Below are 15,750 nucleotides of genomic sequence, written 5' to 3'. Positions count from 1 at the left end.
GTGGGGGCGCCGGTGCCCGGTCAGGGCGCGGCGGGGACCGGCGGCGGCGCGGCCGCGGTCCTTCGGCGGGCCCTGGCCGAGGCGAACTGCCGTCCGAGGCGCGGGGCGAGGACCGAGATCACGAGCAGGACGCCGGTGACGAGGATCTGGGACTGGGCGGAGACGTTGAGGAGGCTCATCACGTTCTGGAGGGTGCCGAGCAGGAACACGCCCGCGATGGCGCCGCCGAGGGTGCCCTTGCCGCCGTCGAAGTCGATGCCGCCGAGCAGGACGGCCGCGATGACGGAGAGCTCCAGGCCGGTGGCGTTGTCGAAGCGGGCGCTGGCGTAGTGCAGGGTCCAGAAGACGCCGGTGAGCGCGGACAGGACGCCCGTCGTGACGAACATCGACAGCTTGAGCCGCTTGACGCGGATGCCGGAGAACCGGGCCGCCTCCTCACTGGCGCCGACGGCGAACAGCGAGCGGCCCACGCGGGTGGCGTGCAGCACGACGACCGCGACGGCGATCAGGATCACCAGGGGCAGCGCGGCGTACGGGACGAAGGTGTCGCCGAACCGGCCGGCCCCGAAGTCGAGGTACTGGCTGGGGAAGTCGGTGACCGAGTCGGAGCCGAGGACGATCTGCGCGATGCCCCGGTAGGCGGCCATGGTGCCGATGGTGACGGCGAGGGACGGCAGCCCCAGCCGGGTCACCAGCAGTCCGTTGACGAGACCGCAGACGACGCCGAGGAGCAGGCAGAGCGGGATGATCGTCTCGATGGCCATGCCGTTGTTCCACAGCGCGCCCATCACGGCGCTGGACAGTCCCACGGTGGAGCCCACCGACAGGTCGACCTCACCGGAGACGACGAGCATCGTCATCGGCAGGGCGATCAGCGCGATCGGCAGGGTGTTGCCGATGAGGAACGAGACGTTGAGCGCGTTCCCGAAGTTGTCCACGAACGAGAACGAGCAGAGCAGCAGCACGATCAGCAGGGCGCCGACGGCGGTGTCCCAGCGCACGGAGCCGCTGAGGCGGGAGGCCAGGGAGTTCTTGACGGGCTCAGGCATGGCGGGCGCTCCTCATCTGTGCGGCCTGCTTGCGGAGGACGGCGGCGACCCGCAGGGCCAGGATCCGGTCGACGGCGATGGCGAGCAGCAGCAGGATTCCGTTGATGGCGGTGACCCAGACGGAGCTGACGCCGAGGGCCGGCAGGACGCTGTTGATGGAGGTCAGCAGCAGGGCGCCGAGCGCGGCGCCGTAGACGGTGCCGGAGCCGCCGGTGAAGGCGACGCCGCCGACCACGACGGCGCTGACGACGGTGAGCTCGTAGCCGCTGCCGGTGGCCGAGTCGACGTTGCCGAAGCGGGCCAGGTAGAGCGCGCCGGCGAGCCCGGCGAGAGCGCCGCACAGGACGTAGGCGGTCATGACGCGCTTGCGGACCTGGACGCCCGCGAGGACGGCGGCCTCCGGGCTGGAGCCGAGCGCGTACAGGTCGCGGCCGGTGCGGTAGTGGCGGAGGTAGAAGCCGACGCAGAGCAGGACCGCGAGGGCGAGCAGCGCCAGATAGGGGACGACCCACAGGCCGTCGTGCCCGAAGTCCACGAAGCCGTCGGGCAGGTCGGCGGCGACGATCTGGCCGGAGCCGACCCAGATGGAGTCGATGCCCCGCACCACGTACAGGGTGCCGAGGGTGACGACGAGGGCGGGCACCTTGCCGAGGCTGACCAGGGCGCCGTTGAGGACCCCGAAGACGGCGCCGACGGCGATCGCGTAGAGGACGGCGACGAGGGAGTTGCCGCCGCCCTGGAGGTAGTCGCCCGCGGCGAACGCGGAGATGCCGAGGACGGAGCCGACCGAGAGGTCCACGTTGCGGGTGATGACGACGACCGCCTGGCCGGTCGCCACCAGCGCGAGGATGGTCGCGTTGAGGAGGAGGTCCTTCACGCCCTGTTCGGACAGGAACTCGGTGTTGGTCAGCTGGGTGACGGCGAGCATCACCACGAGGACGCCGGCCACGGCGAACTCGCGGATCTTGAAGACGTGGTCGATGAAGCGCTTGCGGGCCTCGCCCGTGGGGGCGGTCGCGGGGTCCGCCTGTCGCGTGGTCACGGTCATGCCGCCTTCCCTCCCGGGGCCGTACGGCCGGTGGCCGCGGCCATCACGGTCTCCTCGTCCGCCTCCGACCGCGGCAGTTCCGCGGTGAGCCGGCCCTCGTACATCACGAGCACCCGGTCGGCCATGCCGAGGATCTCCGGGAGGTCGGACGAGATCATGAGGACGGCGACGCCCTCGGCGGCGAGCGAGGACAGCAGGCGGTGCACCTCGGCCTTCGTGCCGACGTCGATGCCCCGGGTCGGCTCGTCCACGATCAGGACCTGCGGCCCGGTCGCCAGCCACTTGGCCAGGACCACCTTCTGCTGGTTGCCGCCGGACAGGGTGCCGACGACGTCGGCGAGCTTCGCGTACTTGACCTGGAGCCTGACCGCCCAGTCCACGGCGCGGCTGCGTTCGGCGCCCCGGTTCATCAGCCCGGCCCGGCTGGTGTCGGCGAAGCCGGTGAGGCCGATGTTCCGCTCGATGGACATGTCCATCACCAGGCCCTGGGCGCGCCGGTCCTCCGGGACCAGGGCGAGCCCGGCGTGCATGGCGAGGCTCGGCGCGCCCGGCTTGAGCGTGCGGCCGAGCACCCGCACCTCGCCGCCGTCGAACCGGTCGACGCCGAAGACGGCGCGGGCGACCTCGCTGCGCCCGGCGCCGACGAGGCCGGCGAGCCCGACGATCTCGCCGCGCCGCACCTCGAAGGAGACATCGGTGAAGACGCCCTCGCGGGTGAGCCGCCGGACGTCGAGGGCGACCTCGCCGATCTCCGCGTCCTGCTTGGGGTACAGCTCGTCCAGGTCGCGGCCGACCATGCGGCGCACGAGGTCGTCCTCGGTGAGTCCGTCGAGCGGTTCGCTCGCCACCCAGGCGCCGTCGCGCAGGGTCGTGACGCGCTGGCACAGCCCGAAGATCTCCTCCAGGCGGTGCGAGATGAAGAGCACGGCCGCGCCCTGTTCGCGCAGGGTCTCCACGACGCCGAAGAGGCGGGCGACCTCGCTGCCGGTGAGGGCGGCGGTCGGCTCGTCCATGATCAGGACCCGGGCCTCGAAGGAGAGGGCCTTGGCGATCTCGACCAGCTGCTGATCGGCGATGGACAGGCCCCGGGCGGGCTGGTCCGGGTCGAGGTCGACGCCGAGCCGGCGGAAGAGCGCGCCGGTGGCGTCCTTGACCGCGCGGTGGTCGACCCGGCCGAAGGAGCGCCGGGGCTGGCGGCCCATGAAGATGTTCTCGGCGATCGACAGGTCGGGGAAGAGCGTCGGCTCCTGGTAGATGACGGCGACACCCGCGTCCCGGGCGTCGGCCGGGCCGTGGAACTCCACCGGAGCGCCGTCGAGCAGGACCGAACCGCTGTCGGGGCGGTGCACCCCGGCCAGGGTCTTGATCAGGGTCGACTTCCCGGCCCCGTTCTCACCGGCCAGGGCGTGCGCCTCACCGGCGTACAGCCGCAGGGACACCCCGCGCAGGGCGCGCACGGCGCCGAAGGACTTGCTCACCCCCTCCAGCGCGAGGACCGGATTCCGCTCCGGTTCTGGATGCGTCATTGCGTGTCTCCGTGAGTAGTGCAGACAGTGGCTCGGAAAGCGCTCGGAAAGCGGCTCGGAGACGCACCGGCGAATGTGCGCCCGCCACCCGTCGAGCTGAATTGTTTCAACGAGGTTGCCCGGAAATTAGCCTCGCCCGGCGCCGAGGGTCAAGGGGTCGAGCGGAATCCGGGTCGTTCCGCTGTCACTCTCGAACGGTATGTGCGCATTCGCCCAGCGCAGAGTAGCCGGATCGGCGTCTGCGGCGAGCGCCGCACGGCTTCCCGACTCGCCGCTCCCCGGGGCGGATTGCACGCCATACCCCCTTGACGCCCTCCGGGCCGGGGGCTAGTTTCACCGCCACAGTGAATCGATTCATCATCGATGACCGCAGAGCCCGCCCGGGGCGCCCCGTACTTCCAGAGGTGAACATGCCCGACATCGCTGCCGTGAAGGCCGCACTCGCCGCCCAGCGGATCGAGACCCCGTCCTGGGGCTACGGAAATTCCGGTACCAGGTTCAAGGTCTTCGCCCGGGCCGGCGTGCCGCGCACCGCGCGGGAGAAGCTGGACGACGCGGCGAAGGTCCACGAGTTCACCGGCATCGCCCCCAAGGTGTCCCTGCACATCCCGTGGGACGCGGTGGACGACTACGCGGCGCTCGCGGCCCATGCGAAGGAACGCGGCCTGGAACTGGGCGCGATCAACTCCAACACCTTCCAGGACGACGACTACCGGCTGGGCAGCGTCTGCCACCCGGACCCCCAGGTGCGGCGCAAGGCCGTGCGGCACCTCCTCGACTGCGTCGACGTCATGGACGAGACCGGCTCGAAGGACCTGAAGCTGTGGTTCGCGGACGGCACGAACTACCCCGGTCAGGACGACATCGTGGCCCGGCAGGACCGTCTCGCGGAGTCCCTGGCGGCGGTGTACGAGCGGCTGGGCGACGACCAGCGGCTGCTGCTTGAGTACAAGTTCTTCGAGCCGGCCTTCTACACCACGGACGTGCCGGACTGGGGCACCTCCTACATGCAGTGCATGAAGCTGGGCGAGAAGGCGCAGGTCGTGGTGGACACCGGGCACCACGCCCCCGGGACCAACATCGAGTTCATCGTGGCGCTGCTGCTGCGCGAGGGGAAGCTCGGCGGCTTCGACTTCAACTCCCGCTTCTACGCCGACGACGACTTGATGGTGGGCTCCGCCGACCCGTTCCAGCTGTTCCGCATCCTGCACGAGGTCGCGCAGAACGGGGGCTTCGCCCCGGAGACGAACGTGGCGTTCATGCTCGACCAGTGCCACAACATCGAGGCGAAGATCCCGGCGGTCATCCGGTCCGTGATGAACGTCCAGGAGGCCACCGCCAAGGCGCTCCTCGTCGACCGCGACGCCCTCGCCGACGCCCAGCGCACGGGTGACGTGCTGGCGGCGAACGCCGCGCTGATGGACGCGTACAACACCGATGTACGTCCGCTGCTCGCGGAGTGGCGCGAGGAGCGCGGGCTCGCCGCGGACCCGGTCGCCGCCTACGCGGCCTCCGGCTGGCAGCAGCGCATCGAGGCCGAGCGGGTCGGCGGCGAGCAGGCCGGGTGGGGCGCCTGAGCCTCCGCCCCGCCGGGCCCCCGACGGGCGCAGCCGCGCCCCTCCGCGTTGCCGTTCCCCGTACGTCTCCCACCGAAGGACTGATCGACCGATGGCCATCCATCCCGAGGTCGCCGCGCTGCTCGCCCGCTCCAACCGGCTCGGCGCCGATCCCCGCAACACCAACTACGCCGGCGGCAACACCTCCGCCAAGGGCGCCACGACCGACCCCGTCACCGGGGGCGAGGTCCCGCTCATGTGGGTCAAGGGGTCGGGCGGCGACCTCGGCACGCTCACCGAGGGCGGCCTCGCCGTGCTGCGGCTCGACCGGCTGCGGGCGCTCGCCGGTGTCTACCCGGGCGTGGACCGCGAGGACGAGATGGTCGCCGCGTTCGACTACTGCCTGCACGGCAAGGGGGGCGCGGCGCCGTCCATCGACACCGCGATGCACGGGCTCCTGGACGCCGCCCACGTCGACCATCTGCACCCGGACTCCGGCATCGCGCTGGCCTGCGCGGCGGACGGCGAGAAGCTGACCGCCGAGTGCTTCGGGGAGCGGGTCGTGTGGGTGCCGTGGCGGCGCCCCGGCTTCCAGCTCGGCCTGGACATCGCGGCCGTGAAGGAGGCCCATCCGGAGGCGGTCGGCTGTGTGCTCGGCGGCCACGGCATCACGGCGTGGGGCGACACGGCCGAGGAGTGCGAGGCCAACTCCCTCTTCATCATCCGCACCGCCGAGGAGTTCCTGGCGGAGCGCGGCAGGGCGGAGCCGTTCGGCCCGGCCGTCGCGGCGAACGCGCCCCTGGACGAGGCCGGACGGCGTGAACGCGCGGCCCTCCTCGCGCCCCTGATCCGCGGCCTCGCCTCCACGGACCGGCCGCAGGTGGGCCACTTCGACGACTCTCCGGCGGTCCTGGACTTCCTGGCGGGCGCGGAGCACCCCCGGCTCGCCGCGCTCGGCACCTCCTGCCCGGACCACTTCCTGCGGACCAAGGTCCGTCCGCTGGTCCTCGACCTGCCGCCGTCCGCCGGGCCGGACGCCGTGGAGGCGCGGCTGCGGGAGCTGCACACCGAGTACCGCGCGGAGTACGCCGCCTACTACGACCGGCACGCCACGCCGGACTCCCCCGCGATGCGCGGCGCCGACCCGGCGATCGTGCTGGTCCCGGGCGTCGGGATGTTCTCGTTCGGCAAGGACAAGCAGACGGCCCGGGTGGCGGGCGAGTTCTACCTGAACGCGATCAATGTGATGCGGGGCGCCGAGTCGGTGTCCTCCTACGCGCCCATCGAGGAGTCCGAGAAGTTCCGCATCGAGTACTGGTCGCTCGAGGAGGCCAAGCTCCGGCGGATGCCGAGGCCCAAGCCGCTGGCCACCCGGGTCGCCCTGGTGACGGGCGCGGGCAGCGGGATCGGCAAGGCCATCGCGCACCGCCTGGTGGCCGAGGGGGCGTGCGTCGTCGTCGCGGACCTCGACGCGGGGAACGCGGCGGCGGTGGCGGAGGAGCTGGGCGGGCCGGACCGGGCCGTCGCGGTGACGGTGGACGTGACGTCGGAGGAGCAGATCGCGGAGGCGTTCCGGAGCGCGGCGCTCGCCTTCGGCGGGGTCGACCTGGTCGTCAACAACGCCGGCATCTCCATCTCCAAGCCGCTCCTGGAGACCACGGCCAGGGACTGGGACCTCCAGCACGACATCATGGCCCGGGGCTCCTTCCTGGTCTCCCGCGAGGCGGCCCGGCTGATGCGCGCCCAGGGCATGGGCGGGGACATCGTCTACATCGCCTCCAAGAACGCGGTGTTCGCGGGCCCCAACAACGTCGCCTACTCCGCCACCAAGGCCGACCAGGCCCACCAGGTCCGTCTGCTGGCAGCCGAGCTCGGCGGCGACGGCATCCGGGTCAACGGCGTCAACCCGGACGGTGTGGTGCGCGGCTCCGGCATCTTCGCGGGCGGCTGGGGCGCGCAGCGGGCGGCGACGTACGGGATCGAGGAGGAGAAGCTCGGCGAGTTCTACGCCCAGCGCACCCTGCTCAAGCGGGAGGTGCTGCCCGAGCACGTGGCCAACGCGGTGTTCGCGCTGACCGGTGGCGACCTCACCCACACGACGGGGCTGCACATCCCGGTGGACGCGGGCGTCGCCAACGCGTTCCTGCGCTGACCTCGGCGGGCAGGCGGGGTGCCAGGCCGTGTCCGGAAAGTCGGACACGGCCCAGGGCGTACGCCGACGCGTCCGCGGACCCGTCCCGGAGCCGCCGTCCCTCGTGCCCCGCCCGCCTCTCCCTCATCCCTTCTCGGAGCCCGTATGCCCAACCTCACCTTCGCCGCCGCCGATCTGGGTGCCACGAGCGGCCGGGTCATCGTGGGCCGTGCCGGCCCCGGCGTCCTCGACTTCACCGAGGTCCACCGCTTCCCCAACACCCCCGTCCGCCTCCCGGACGGCCTGCGCTGGGACGTCCTCGCCCTGCACCAGGGCATCCTGGACGGGCTGCGCGCGGCCGGTCCGGTCGACTCCGTGGGCATCGACACCTGGGCCGTCGACTACGGGCTGCTGGACGCCGACGGGGCGCTGACGGGGCAGCCGTTCCACTATCGGGACGCCCGCACGGACGGGGTCGCCGCCCGCGCGGTGTGGCCGCGCGTCCCGGCGGCGGAGCTGTACCGGATCACCGGGCTCCAGCACCTGCCGTTCAACACCGTCCACCAGCTGGCGGCGGCCGCCGGGAGTGCCCAACTCCGGTCCGCGAAGACCCTGTTGATGATGCCGGACCTCTTCACGTACTGGCTGACGGGCTCGCTCGGCGCGGAGGAGACGAACGCGTCGACCACGGGCCTGTTCGACGCGCACACCGGTACCTGGTCCGCCCGTGTCCTCGACGGACTGGGCATCGACGCCGGTCTGCTGCCCCCGCTCCGCGCACCGGGCGACCCGGCCGGGGAGCTGCTGCCCCACGTGGCGGAGTACACCGGGCAGCCCTCCGGCACCGCCGTGACGGCGGTCGCCTCGCACGACACCGCGTCGGCGGTCGTCGCTGTGCCCGCGACGGACCGGGACTTCGCGTACATCTCGTGCGGGACCTGGTCGCTCGCCGGTCTCGAACTGGACGCGCCCGTGGTGACCGACGCCTCCCGGGAGGCGAACTTCACCAACGAGCGCGGGGTGGACGGCACGATCCGCTACCTCCGCAACATCATGGGCATGTGGCTCCTGGAGGAGTGCCGCCGCACCTGGGCGGGGCAGGGGCTCGCCGCCGACCTGCCCGGACTGCTCGCGGACGCCGCCCGGGCCCGGCCGTTCGCCTCCCTGGTGGACGCCGACTCGCCCGCGTTCATGGCCCCCGGCGACATGCCGGAGCGCATCCGCGCGTACTGTCGCCGCACCGGACAGCCGGTCCCGCGGGAACCGGGCGAGATGGTGCGGTGCATCCTCGAATCGCTGGCGCTGGCCCACCGCAGGGCGCTGCGGCAGGCCGCCGGGCTGGCCGGCCGCGACATCACCCACGTCCACCTGGTCGGCGGCGGCTCGCGCAACGAGCTGCTGTGCCGGTTCACCGCCGACGCCACCGGCCTCCCGGTCGTCGCGGGCCCGGCCGAGGCGACCGCCCTCGGCAACATCCTGGTGCAGGCGCGCGCCCACGGCCTGGCCGGCGACCTCCCCGCGATGCGGCGGCTCGTCGCCACCACACAGGAGCTCCGCCACTACGCCCCTGGCGGGGACCGGGCCGCTTGGGACGCGGCGGCCGCCCGGGTGGTCCCGGAGCCCGCCCTGCCGCGCTGACCCCGGCGGCGCCCTCCGCGGCGACGGCCCCGCGTCAGCGCAACCGCCCGGCGGGACGCGTCACTCCGCGTCCCGCCGGCCCGGCCGACCCGTGCTCGCGCGCGTGACGAGCCGGGTCGGGACGAGCGTCGTCCCCCGCTCGGGCTCCTCCTGGCGCACCTTCCGCAGGACCGCGTCCACGCACAGCCGGCCCACTTCGGCGAAGTCCTGGTGGACCGTGGTCAGCGGCGGCAGGAAGGAGGACGCCTCGGGGATGTCGTCGAAACCGATGACACTCACGTCCTCGGGCACGCGCAGGCCCCTCTCGTGCAGGGCGCGCAGCAGCCCGAGAGCCATCTGGTCGTTGGCCACGAACACCGCGCCGCAGCCGGGCGCCTCCGCGAGTTCGAGGCCCGCGCGGTAGCCGGACTCGGCCGACCAGTCGCCCCGGACGAGCGGCGGCGCCGTCCGGCCCGCCTCGGCCAGCGCGGCGCGCCAGGCGTCGGCGCGGCGCTGGGCGGCGAAGGAGTCCTCCGGCCCGCCGAGGTGCCAGACCGTGTCGTGCCCGAGGTCGAGCAGATGGCGTACGGCGGCGCGGGTGCCGCCGGCCTGGTCGGTGTCCACGACCGTGTAGTGGTCCCCGGCGTCCGAGTCGACCACGACCACCTGCACATGCGGCGGCAGGGTGATCGTCACGGCGTCCAGCAGATGGACCTCCATGATGACGATCACGGCGTCGACGGCCAGCTCCTCCAGGCGGGAGAACGCGCCGCGCACCTCGTCCTGAGTCGGCAGCGCCACGGGCAGCAGGGTGACCGCGTACCCCTCGCGCGCCGCGGCGGTGGCGATGGCCTCCAGCGTACGGACGTTGCCCGTCGTGGCGAGCGAGAAGGTGATGACGCCGATGGTGCGGAACTCGCCGCGCTTGAGCGCCCTGGCCGCGCTGTTGGGCCGGTAGTCGAGCTCCTTCATCGCGTCCAGGACCGCGCGCCGCGTCTCCTCGTTGACCCCGGCGTAACCGTTGGAGACCCGGGAGACGGTCTGCGCGGAGACGCCCGCGAGCCGTGCCACGTCCGCCATCGACGCGGTCGTCCGCGCCCCGCGTCGGCCCGGGCCACGCACCGGATTCCCGGGCGCCCCAAGGGCGTTCGGGGAGGTTTGCTCAGCCATGTCCACTCTCTGTCCGCCACCCGCCGTCCGTGCCCCGGCCGCCCCGGGACTCTTGACCGCACCGTTCGGGCAGTGTAGACATTCCGCCACCCGATGTTTACGCAAACATAGCAGCCGCCGACACATCGCCGTGCGGGATGTTTACGCAACCATCTCCCTCTGCGCGCTGCCCGGCCGCCCGTGCCGGGCCGTGCCCCAGGTCCCGACCCGGATGAGCGAGGAACGACCATGACGACGCTGCTATCCCCGGCAGCCGCGGATCCGCGGCCCGCCCCGCCCCCGGCTCGGCGGGACCGCCGCTCGTGGGCCGGGTGGGCGTTCATCGGCCCCTTCGTGGGCGTCTTCGCCCTCGTCTTCCTGGCCCCGATCGCGTACTCCGTCTACCTCAGCCTCTTCCGCGACCGGCTGATCGGCGGCACCTCGTTCGTGGGGCTCGACAACTACGAACAGGCTCTGAGCGACCCGGACTTCTGGGCGGCTGCGGGGCGCGTCTCGCTGTTCCTGTGCGTCCAGGTGCCGGTCATGCTCGGCCTCGCGCTGCTGGTGGCGCTGGCCCTGGACAGCGGGCGGCTGTACGGCAAGAGCTTCTTCCGCATCTCGGTGTTCCTGCCGTACGCGGTGCCCGCCGTCGTGGCGACCCTCATGTGGGGGTTCATGTACGGGACGCGCTTCGGGCTCGTCGGTGACATCAACTCGGTGCTGGGCGTCTCGCTGCCGGACCCGCTCTCCCCCGACCTCGTGCTCGCCTCGATCGGCAACATCGTCACCTGGGAGTTCACCGGCTACAACATGCTGATCTTCTACTCGGCCCTACGGGTCGTCCCGCACTCGCTGTACGAGGCCGCCGAGATCGACGGCGCGGGGCAGTTCCGCGTCATCACCGCGATCAAACTGCCCGCACTGCGCGGGGCCCTCGTCATCGCGACGATCTTCTCGGTCATCGGCAGCTTCCAGCTCTTCAACGAGCCCAGCGTGCTGCAGAAGCTCGCGCCGAACGCCATCACCACCGACTACACGCCCAACTTCTACACGTACTCGCTGTCCTTCTCCGGCCAGCAGCACAACTACTCCGCGACCGTGGCCATCGTCATGGGCCTGCTCACCATGGTCGTCGCCTACGTCGTCCAGCTGCGCGGCATGCGCAAGGGAGCGTGATCCGCGATGACGAGCACCCTGACCTCCGCCCGCCCCCGGACGCGCGGCTCGGCGCCCCGGCTGCGCACGACGGGCCGCCCGCGATCCCCGAGGGCCCGCCGCCGCAGCGTCCTGCTCACCCTGCTCACCGGGCTCGTGCTGCTGTACAGCCTGATCCCGCTGGTCTGGCTGCTCATCAGCGCGACGAAGACCCAGGAGGGGCTGTCCCGTTCCTTCGGGCTCTGGTTCGACGGCGACTTCGCGCTCTGGGACAACATCCGGCAGACGTTCACGTACGACGACGGCGTCTTCACCCGCTGGCTGCTCAACACCCTGCTGTACGTCGGCCTCGGCGCGGGCGGAGCGACCCTCCTCGCCGTCCTCGGCGGCTACGCGCTGGCGAAGTTCGACTTCCCCGGACGCCGGGCGGTGTTCGCCGTGGTCATCGGGGCGGTCGCCGTCCCGGGGACCGCGCTGGCCGTGCCGACGTTCCTGATGTTCAGCAACATGGGCCTCACCAACACCCCGTGGGCGGTGATCATCCCGTCGCTCATCTCGCCGTTCGGCCTGTATCTGATGTGGGTGTTCGCCGGTGAGGCCATTCCTGCGGAACTCCTGGAGGCCGCCCGCATCGACGGGGCCGGGGAGCTGCGGACCTTCTTCCAGGTCGCGCTGCCGCTGCTGGCCCCGGGCATCGTCACCGTCTCGCTGTTCACGATGGTGGCCACCTGGAACAACTACTTCCTGCCCCTGATCATGATCAAGGACCCCGACTGGTACCCGCTGACCCTGGGGCTGAACAGCTGGAACGCGCAGGCCGCGACCGCCGGCGGGCAGCCCGTGTTCCACCTGGTGATCACCGGCTCCCTGATCACGGTCGTCCCGCTGATCGCCGCGTTCCTGCTGCTCCAGCGGTACTGGCAGTCGGGACTCGCCGCCGGAAGCGTCAAGGAGTAGCCCTCCGCCGCTCCCCCTCCGCGCCTCATCCCCATTCCTCATTCCTCGAAGAAGTGGAACGACCATGTCCCAGCGTTCACGCCGCCTGCTGCGCGGCACCGGCCTCGTCTGTGCCCTGGCCCTGGCCGGCACGCTCACCGCCTGCGGCGGATCCGACGACTCCGGCTCCGGGCCCGACAAGCTGTCCGCCGCGGATGTCGAAGCGGCCCTGGAGAAGGGAGGGACCGTCACCGTCTGGGCCTGGGAGCCGACGCTGAAGCAGGTCGCCGCCGACTTCCAGAAGGAGCACCCGAAGGTCAAGGTGAAGCTGGTCAACGCCGGTACGGGCAACGACCAGTACAAGGCCCTGCAGAACGCCATGGCCGCCAAGAAGGGCGTGCCCGACGTCGCGCAGATCGAGTACTACGCCATGGGCCAGTACGCGCTGACCAAGCAGCTCACCGACCTGAAGAAGTTCGGCGCGGACAAGCTCGCCGGCCAGTACTCGCCCGGCCCGTGGAACGGCATCAAGGCAGGCGGGGACGGGCTGTACGGGCTGCCCATGGACTCCGGCCCGATGGCCCTCTTCTACAACAAGAAGGTCTTCGACAAGCACGGCATCAAGGTGCCCACCACCTGGGACGAGTACGTGGCCGCCGCCCGCAAGCTGCACAAGGCGGACCCGAAGGCGTACATCACCAACGACACCGGGGACGCCGGGTTCACCACCAGCATGCTGTGGCAGGCGGGCTCCCGCCCCTACGAGGTCGACGGCACGAAGGTGCGCATCGACTTCTCCGACGCGGGCGCCGCGAAGTACACCTCCACCTGGCAGAAGCTGCTGGACGACAAGCTGGTCGCCCCGGTCACCAGCTGGTCCGACGAGTGGTACAAGGGCCTCGGCGACGGCACGATCGCCACGCTGGCCATCGGCGCGTGGATGCCGGCCAATCTGGCATCCGGCGTCAAGGACGCGTCCGGTGACTGGCGCGTCGCCCCGCTCCCCCAGTGGACGGCCGGCGCCACGGCGAGCGCGGAGAACGGCGGCAGCGCCCTCTCCCTGCCCGAGCTGGGCGGACACGAGGCGCTGGCCTACGCGTTCATCGAGTACGCCAACGCGGGGAAGGGCGTCGACACCCGGGTGAAGGGCGGCGCCTTCCCGGCCACCACCGCGCAGCTGGAGTCCTCCTCGTTCCAGGACACCGCGTTCCCGTACTTCGGCGGACAGCAGGCCAACAAGGTCTTCGCGCAGTCGGCCGCCGCCGTGCCCGACGACTGGTCGTACCTGCCGTACCAGGTGTACGCGAACTCCGTCTTCAACGACACCGCCGGCAAGGCGTACGTCTCCGGCACGACGCTCGCCCAGGGCCTGAAGGCCTGGCAGGACGCGTCCGCCAAGTACGGCGACGAGCAGGGCTTCACCGTCGAGAAGTAGGACGTCCGGGGGCGGCGTGGGCGACCGTCCGCGCCGCCCCCGGATGCCATACCGGAAGGACCGTCATGATCTCCCGCCTCCTGTCCGGCCCCCGCGGCACGGACGGCGACCCCGGCCCCCGTCTCGTGTACGGCGCCGACTACAACCCCGAGCAATGGCCCCGCAGTGTGTGGGAGGAGGACGTCCGGCTGATGCGCCGGGCCGGCGTCAATCTGGTGTCCGTGGGCATCTTCTCCTGGGCCCGTCTGCAACCGGCCCCGGACACCTGGGACTTCGCCTGGCTCGACGAGGTCATGGATCTCCTGCACGCGCACGGGATCGGCGTCGACCTCGCCACCGCCACCGCGTCCCCGCCGCCCTGGCTCACCACCGCGCACCCCGAGATCCTGCCCCGCACGGCGAACGGGGAGACCGTCTGGCCGGGCGCCCGCCAGCACTGGCGGCCGACCTCGCCGGTCTTCCGCCGCCACGCGCTCGCCCTGGTACGGCGGATGGCCACGCGTTACGCCGGGCATCCGGCCCTGGTCGCCTGGCACGTCAGCAACGAACTGGGCTGCCACAACGTCTACGACTACTCCGACGACGCGGCCCACGCGTTCCGGTCCTGGCTGGAGGCGCGGTACACCACCCTCACCGCGCTCAACCACGCCTGGGGCACGGCCTTCTGGTCCCAGCAGTACACCGCGTGGGACCAGGTGCTGCCGCCGCGCCTGGCCGCCTCCCACCCGAACCCGACCCAGCAGCTCGACTTCAAGCGGTTCTCCTCGGACATGCTCAAGGAGCACCTGTGCGCGGAGCGGGACATCCTGCGCGAGCTCACGCCGGGCATCCCCGTCACCACCAACTTCATGGTGATGGGCGGCACGCGCGGCATGAACTACCCGGACTGGGCGGACGAGATCGACTTCGTCTCCAACGACCACTATGTGCGGCCCGGCGCGCAGGACCGCGACGAACTGTCCCTCTCCGCGAACCTCACCAGCGGTATCGCGGGCGGTCTGCCGTGGTTCCTGATGGAGCACTCGACCAGCGCTGTCAACTGGCAGCCCGTCAACGTCGCGAAGGCGCCCGGCGATCTGGCCCGGGACTCGCTGCTGCACGTGGCCCACGGGGCGGACGCGGTCTGCTTCTTCCAGTGGCGCCAGTCGGCGGCCGGTGCCGAGAAGTACCACTCCGCGATGCTCCCGCACGCGGGCGCCGACAGCGAGCTGTTCCGGTCGGTGTGCGAACTCGGCGCCACCCTGGAGAAGCTGGCCCCTGTGGCGGGCAGTGTCCGCGAACCGGCCCCGGTCGGCATCCTGTACGACTGGGAGTCGTGGTGGGCCGCCGAGCAGGACTCCCACCCCAGTTCCCTGCTCGACTACCGGCAGGAGGCGCTGGACTGGTACACCGCCCTCCTGGACGCCGGAATCCGCGCCGACCTGATCACCACCCGCGCCGACCTCCACCGCCACCGGATGCTGATCGCGCCCGTGCTCCATCTGGTCCCGGCCGACCTGGGCAAGGCGCTCACGCACTACGCGGAACAGGGCGGCCACCTCGTCACCACGTACTTCTCGGGCATCGTGGACGAGAACGACCATGTGTGGCTCGGCGGCTACCCGGGCCCCCTGCGCGACCTGCTCGGCATCCGCATCGAGGAGTTCGGCCCGCTGCTCCCCGGCGGGACGGCGGAGCTGGACGACGGGACGACGGGCACCCTGTGGACCGACCGGATCACGGTCACCGCTCCGGAGACCGAGGTGCTTGCCGCGTACCGCTCCGGCGCGCACACCGGACGCCCAGCCGTCACCCGGCGCGCGACCGGCAAGGGTTCCGCCGCATACGTCTCCACCCGGCTCGGCACCGACGGCCTGGCGAAGCTGCTCCCCCGGTTGCTCGACGCGGCCGGGGTGGACGCCGAACTGCCGCCCTCGGTACGCGGACTGGTCGAGACGACCGTACGCAGAGGACCGGACGCCACCTTCCGGTTCCTGGTCAACCGGACCGACCGGCCGGTCACCGTCCCCGGTCTTCCGGGCGAGGTGCTGCTGGGCGACGACGATGCCGCGGGCGCCCTCACGCTGGAGCCGAGAGGGGTGGCCGTGATGCGCCGGACGGGCGGCTGATCACGATTCGACCCCCAGGTCCGAACCTGCCCGGAATTAT

General features: G+C 71.8%; 11 protein-coding genes. 7 read left to right on the top strand and 4 right to left on the bottom strand.

All coding sequences use genetic code 11. The features are described 5' to 3' along the window. Positions 1–20: 20 nt before the first annotated feature. The 3 genes from AMK18_RS28890 to AMK18_RS28880 are packed head-to-tail and all read right to left on the bottom strand — an operon-like array spanning position 21 to position 3,623. Positions 21–1,049, bottom strand: coding sequence for an ABC transporter permease (locus AMK18_RS28890; RefSeq protein WP_073865088.1), 1,029 nt, complete (start codon positions 1,047–1,049; stop codon positions 21–23). Further along, the gene (locus AMK18_RS28885) at positions 1,042–2,097 is read right to left on the bottom strand and encodes an ABC transporter permease (protein ID WP_073865087.1); all 1,056 of its coding nucleotides are present in this window, start codon (positions 2,095–2,097) and stop codon (positions 1,042–1,044) included. The genes AMK18_RS28890 and AMK18_RS28885 overlap by 8 nt, the downstream gene beginning before the upstream one ends. After that, complete coding sequence (locus AMK18_RS28880) at positions 2,094–3,623, bottom strand: sugar ABC transporter ATP-binding protein (protein ID WP_073865086.1); 1,530 nt, start codon at positions 3,621–3,623, stop codon at positions 2,094–2,096. Before AMK18_RS28880 ends, AMK18_RS28885 begins: the two co-directional genes overlap by 4 nt. Before the next feature lie 410 nt (positions 3,624–4,033). Here AMK18_RS28880 and rhaI point away from each other — a divergent pair, with 410 nt between their 5' ends. The 3 genes from rhaI (at position 4,034) to AMK18_RS28865 (ending at position 8,948) form a co-directional block, all read left to right on the top strand. After that, positions 4,034–5,200 (top strand): L-rhamnose isomerase, encoded by a 1,167-nt coding sequence (gene rhaI / locus AMK18_RS28875; protein WP_073865085.1) that lies wholly within the window; start codon positions 4,034–4,036, stop codon positions 5,198–5,200. 91 nt (positions 5,201–5,291) lie between these two features. Continuing rightward, positions 5,292–7,331 (top strand): bifunctional rhamnulose-1-phosphate aldolase/short-chain dehydrogenase, encoded by a 2,040-nt coding sequence (locus AMK18_RS28870; RefSeq protein ID WP_073865084.1) that lies wholly within the window; start codon positions 5,292–5,294, stop codon positions 7,329–7,331. Between the two features lie 144 nt (positions 7,332–7,475). Beyond that, positions 7,476–8,948, top strand: a complete 1,473-nt coding sequence (locus tag AMK18_RS28865; RefSeq protein WP_073865083.1) for a rhamnulokinase — start codon at positions 7,476–7,478, stop codon at positions 8,946–8,948. A 60-nt stretch (positions 8,949–9,008) separates the two neighbouring features. Here AMK18_RS28865 and AMK18_RS28860 read toward each other — a convergent pair whose 3' ends face one another. Then, complete coding sequence (locus AMK18_RS28860) at positions 9,009–10,007, bottom strand: LacI family DNA-binding transcriptional regulator (RefSeq protein ID WP_073865082.1); 999 nt, start codon at positions 10,005–10,007, stop codon at positions 9,009–9,011. Between the two features lie 318 nt (positions 10,008–10,325). On the opposite strand from AMK18_RS28860, the gene AMK18_RS28855 reads away from it, so the two are divergent. The 4 genes from AMK18_RS28855 to AMK18_RS28840 all read left to right on the top strand — a co-directional run bounded on the left by AMK18_RS28855 (position 10,326) and on the right by AMK18_RS28840 (position 15,710). Next, positions 10,326–11,252 (top strand): carbohydrate ABC transporter permease, encoded by a 927-nt coding sequence (locus tag AMK18_RS28855; RefSeq protein ID WP_073865081.1) that lies wholly within the window; start codon positions 10,326–10,328, stop codon positions 11,250–11,252. 6 nt (positions 11,253–11,258) lie between these two features. Then, positions 11,259–12,188: a carbohydrate ABC transporter permease gene (locus AMK18_RS28850; RefSeq protein ID WP_073865080.1), complete on the top strand. Its 930-nt coding sequence runs from the start codon at positions 11,259–11,261 to the stop codon at positions 12,186–12,188. A 64-nt stretch (positions 12,189–12,252) separates the two neighbouring features. Continuing rightward, a complete protein-coding gene (locus AMK18_RS28845; RefSeq protein ID WP_073865079.1) occupies positions 12,253–13,602 on the top strand; it encodes an ABC transporter substrate-binding protein in 1,350 nt (449 codons plus the stop codon). Positions 13,603–13,667: 65 nt separating this feature from the next. Beyond that, positions 13,668–15,710 carry a beta-galactosidase gene (locus AMK18_RS28840; RefSeq protein WP_073865078.1) on the top strand — a complete coding sequence of 681 codons (2,043 nt, stop codon included), beginning with the start codon at positions 13,668–13,670 and terminating at the stop codon, positions 15,708–15,710. Positions 15,711–15,750 lie beyond the last annotated feature (40 nt).

Origin of the sequence: Streptomyces sp. CB01249, assembly GCF_001905735.1 — a bacterium.
In the GTDB taxonomy this organism is placed as follows: Bacteria; Actinomycetota; Actinomycetes; order Streptomycetales; family Streptomycetaceae; genus Streptomyces.
This window is presented reverse-complemented; position numbering and strand designations above follow the sequence as displayed.

Excerpts from the sequence above, each read along its gene's own strand:
- AMK18_RS28890 (WP_073865088.1), bottom strand. The coding sequence starts at position 1,049 with ATGCCTGAGCCCGTCAAGAACTCCCTGGCCTCCCGCCTCAGCGGCTCC.
- AMK18_RS28885 (WP_073865087.1), bottom strand. The coding sequence starts at position 2,097 with ATGACCGTGACCACGCGACAGGCGGACCCCGCGACCGCCCCCACGGGC.
- AMK18_RS28880 (WP_073865086.1), bottom strand. The coding sequence starts at position 3,623 with ATGACGCATCCAGAACCGGAGCGGAATCCGGTCCTCGCGCTGGAGGGG.
- rhaI (WP_073865085.1), top strand. The coding sequence starts at position 4,034 with ATGCCCGACATCGCTGCCGTGAAGGCCGCACTCGCCGCCCAGCGGATC.
- AMK18_RS28870 (WP_073865084.1), top strand. The coding sequence starts at position 5,292 with ATGGCCATCCATCCCGAGGTCGCCGCGCTGCTCGCCCGCTCCAACCGG.
- AMK18_RS28865 (WP_073865083.1), top strand. The coding sequence starts at position 7,476 with ATGCCCAACCTCACCTTCGCCGCCGCCGATCTGGGTGCCACGAGCGGC.
- AMK18_RS28860 (WP_073865082.1), bottom strand. The coding sequence starts at position 10,007 with ATGGCGGACGTGGCACGGCTCGCGGGCGTCTCCGCGCAGACCGTCTCC.
- AMK18_RS28855 (WP_073865081.1), top strand. The coding sequence starts at position 10,326 with ATGACGACGCTGCTATCCCCGGCAGCCGCGGATCCGCGGCCCGCCCCG.
- AMK18_RS28850 (WP_073865080.1), top strand. The coding sequence starts at position 11,259 with ATGACGAGCACCCTGACCTCCGCCCGCCCCCGGACGCGCGGCTCGGCG.
- AMK18_RS28845 (WP_073865079.1), top strand. The coding sequence starts at position 12,253 with ATGTCCCAGCGTTCACGCCGCCTGCTGCGCGGCACCGGCCTCGTCTGT.
- AMK18_RS28840 (WP_073865078.1), top strand. The coding sequence starts at position 13,668 with ATGATCTCCCGCCTCCTGTCCGGCCCCCGCGGCACGGACGGCGACCCC.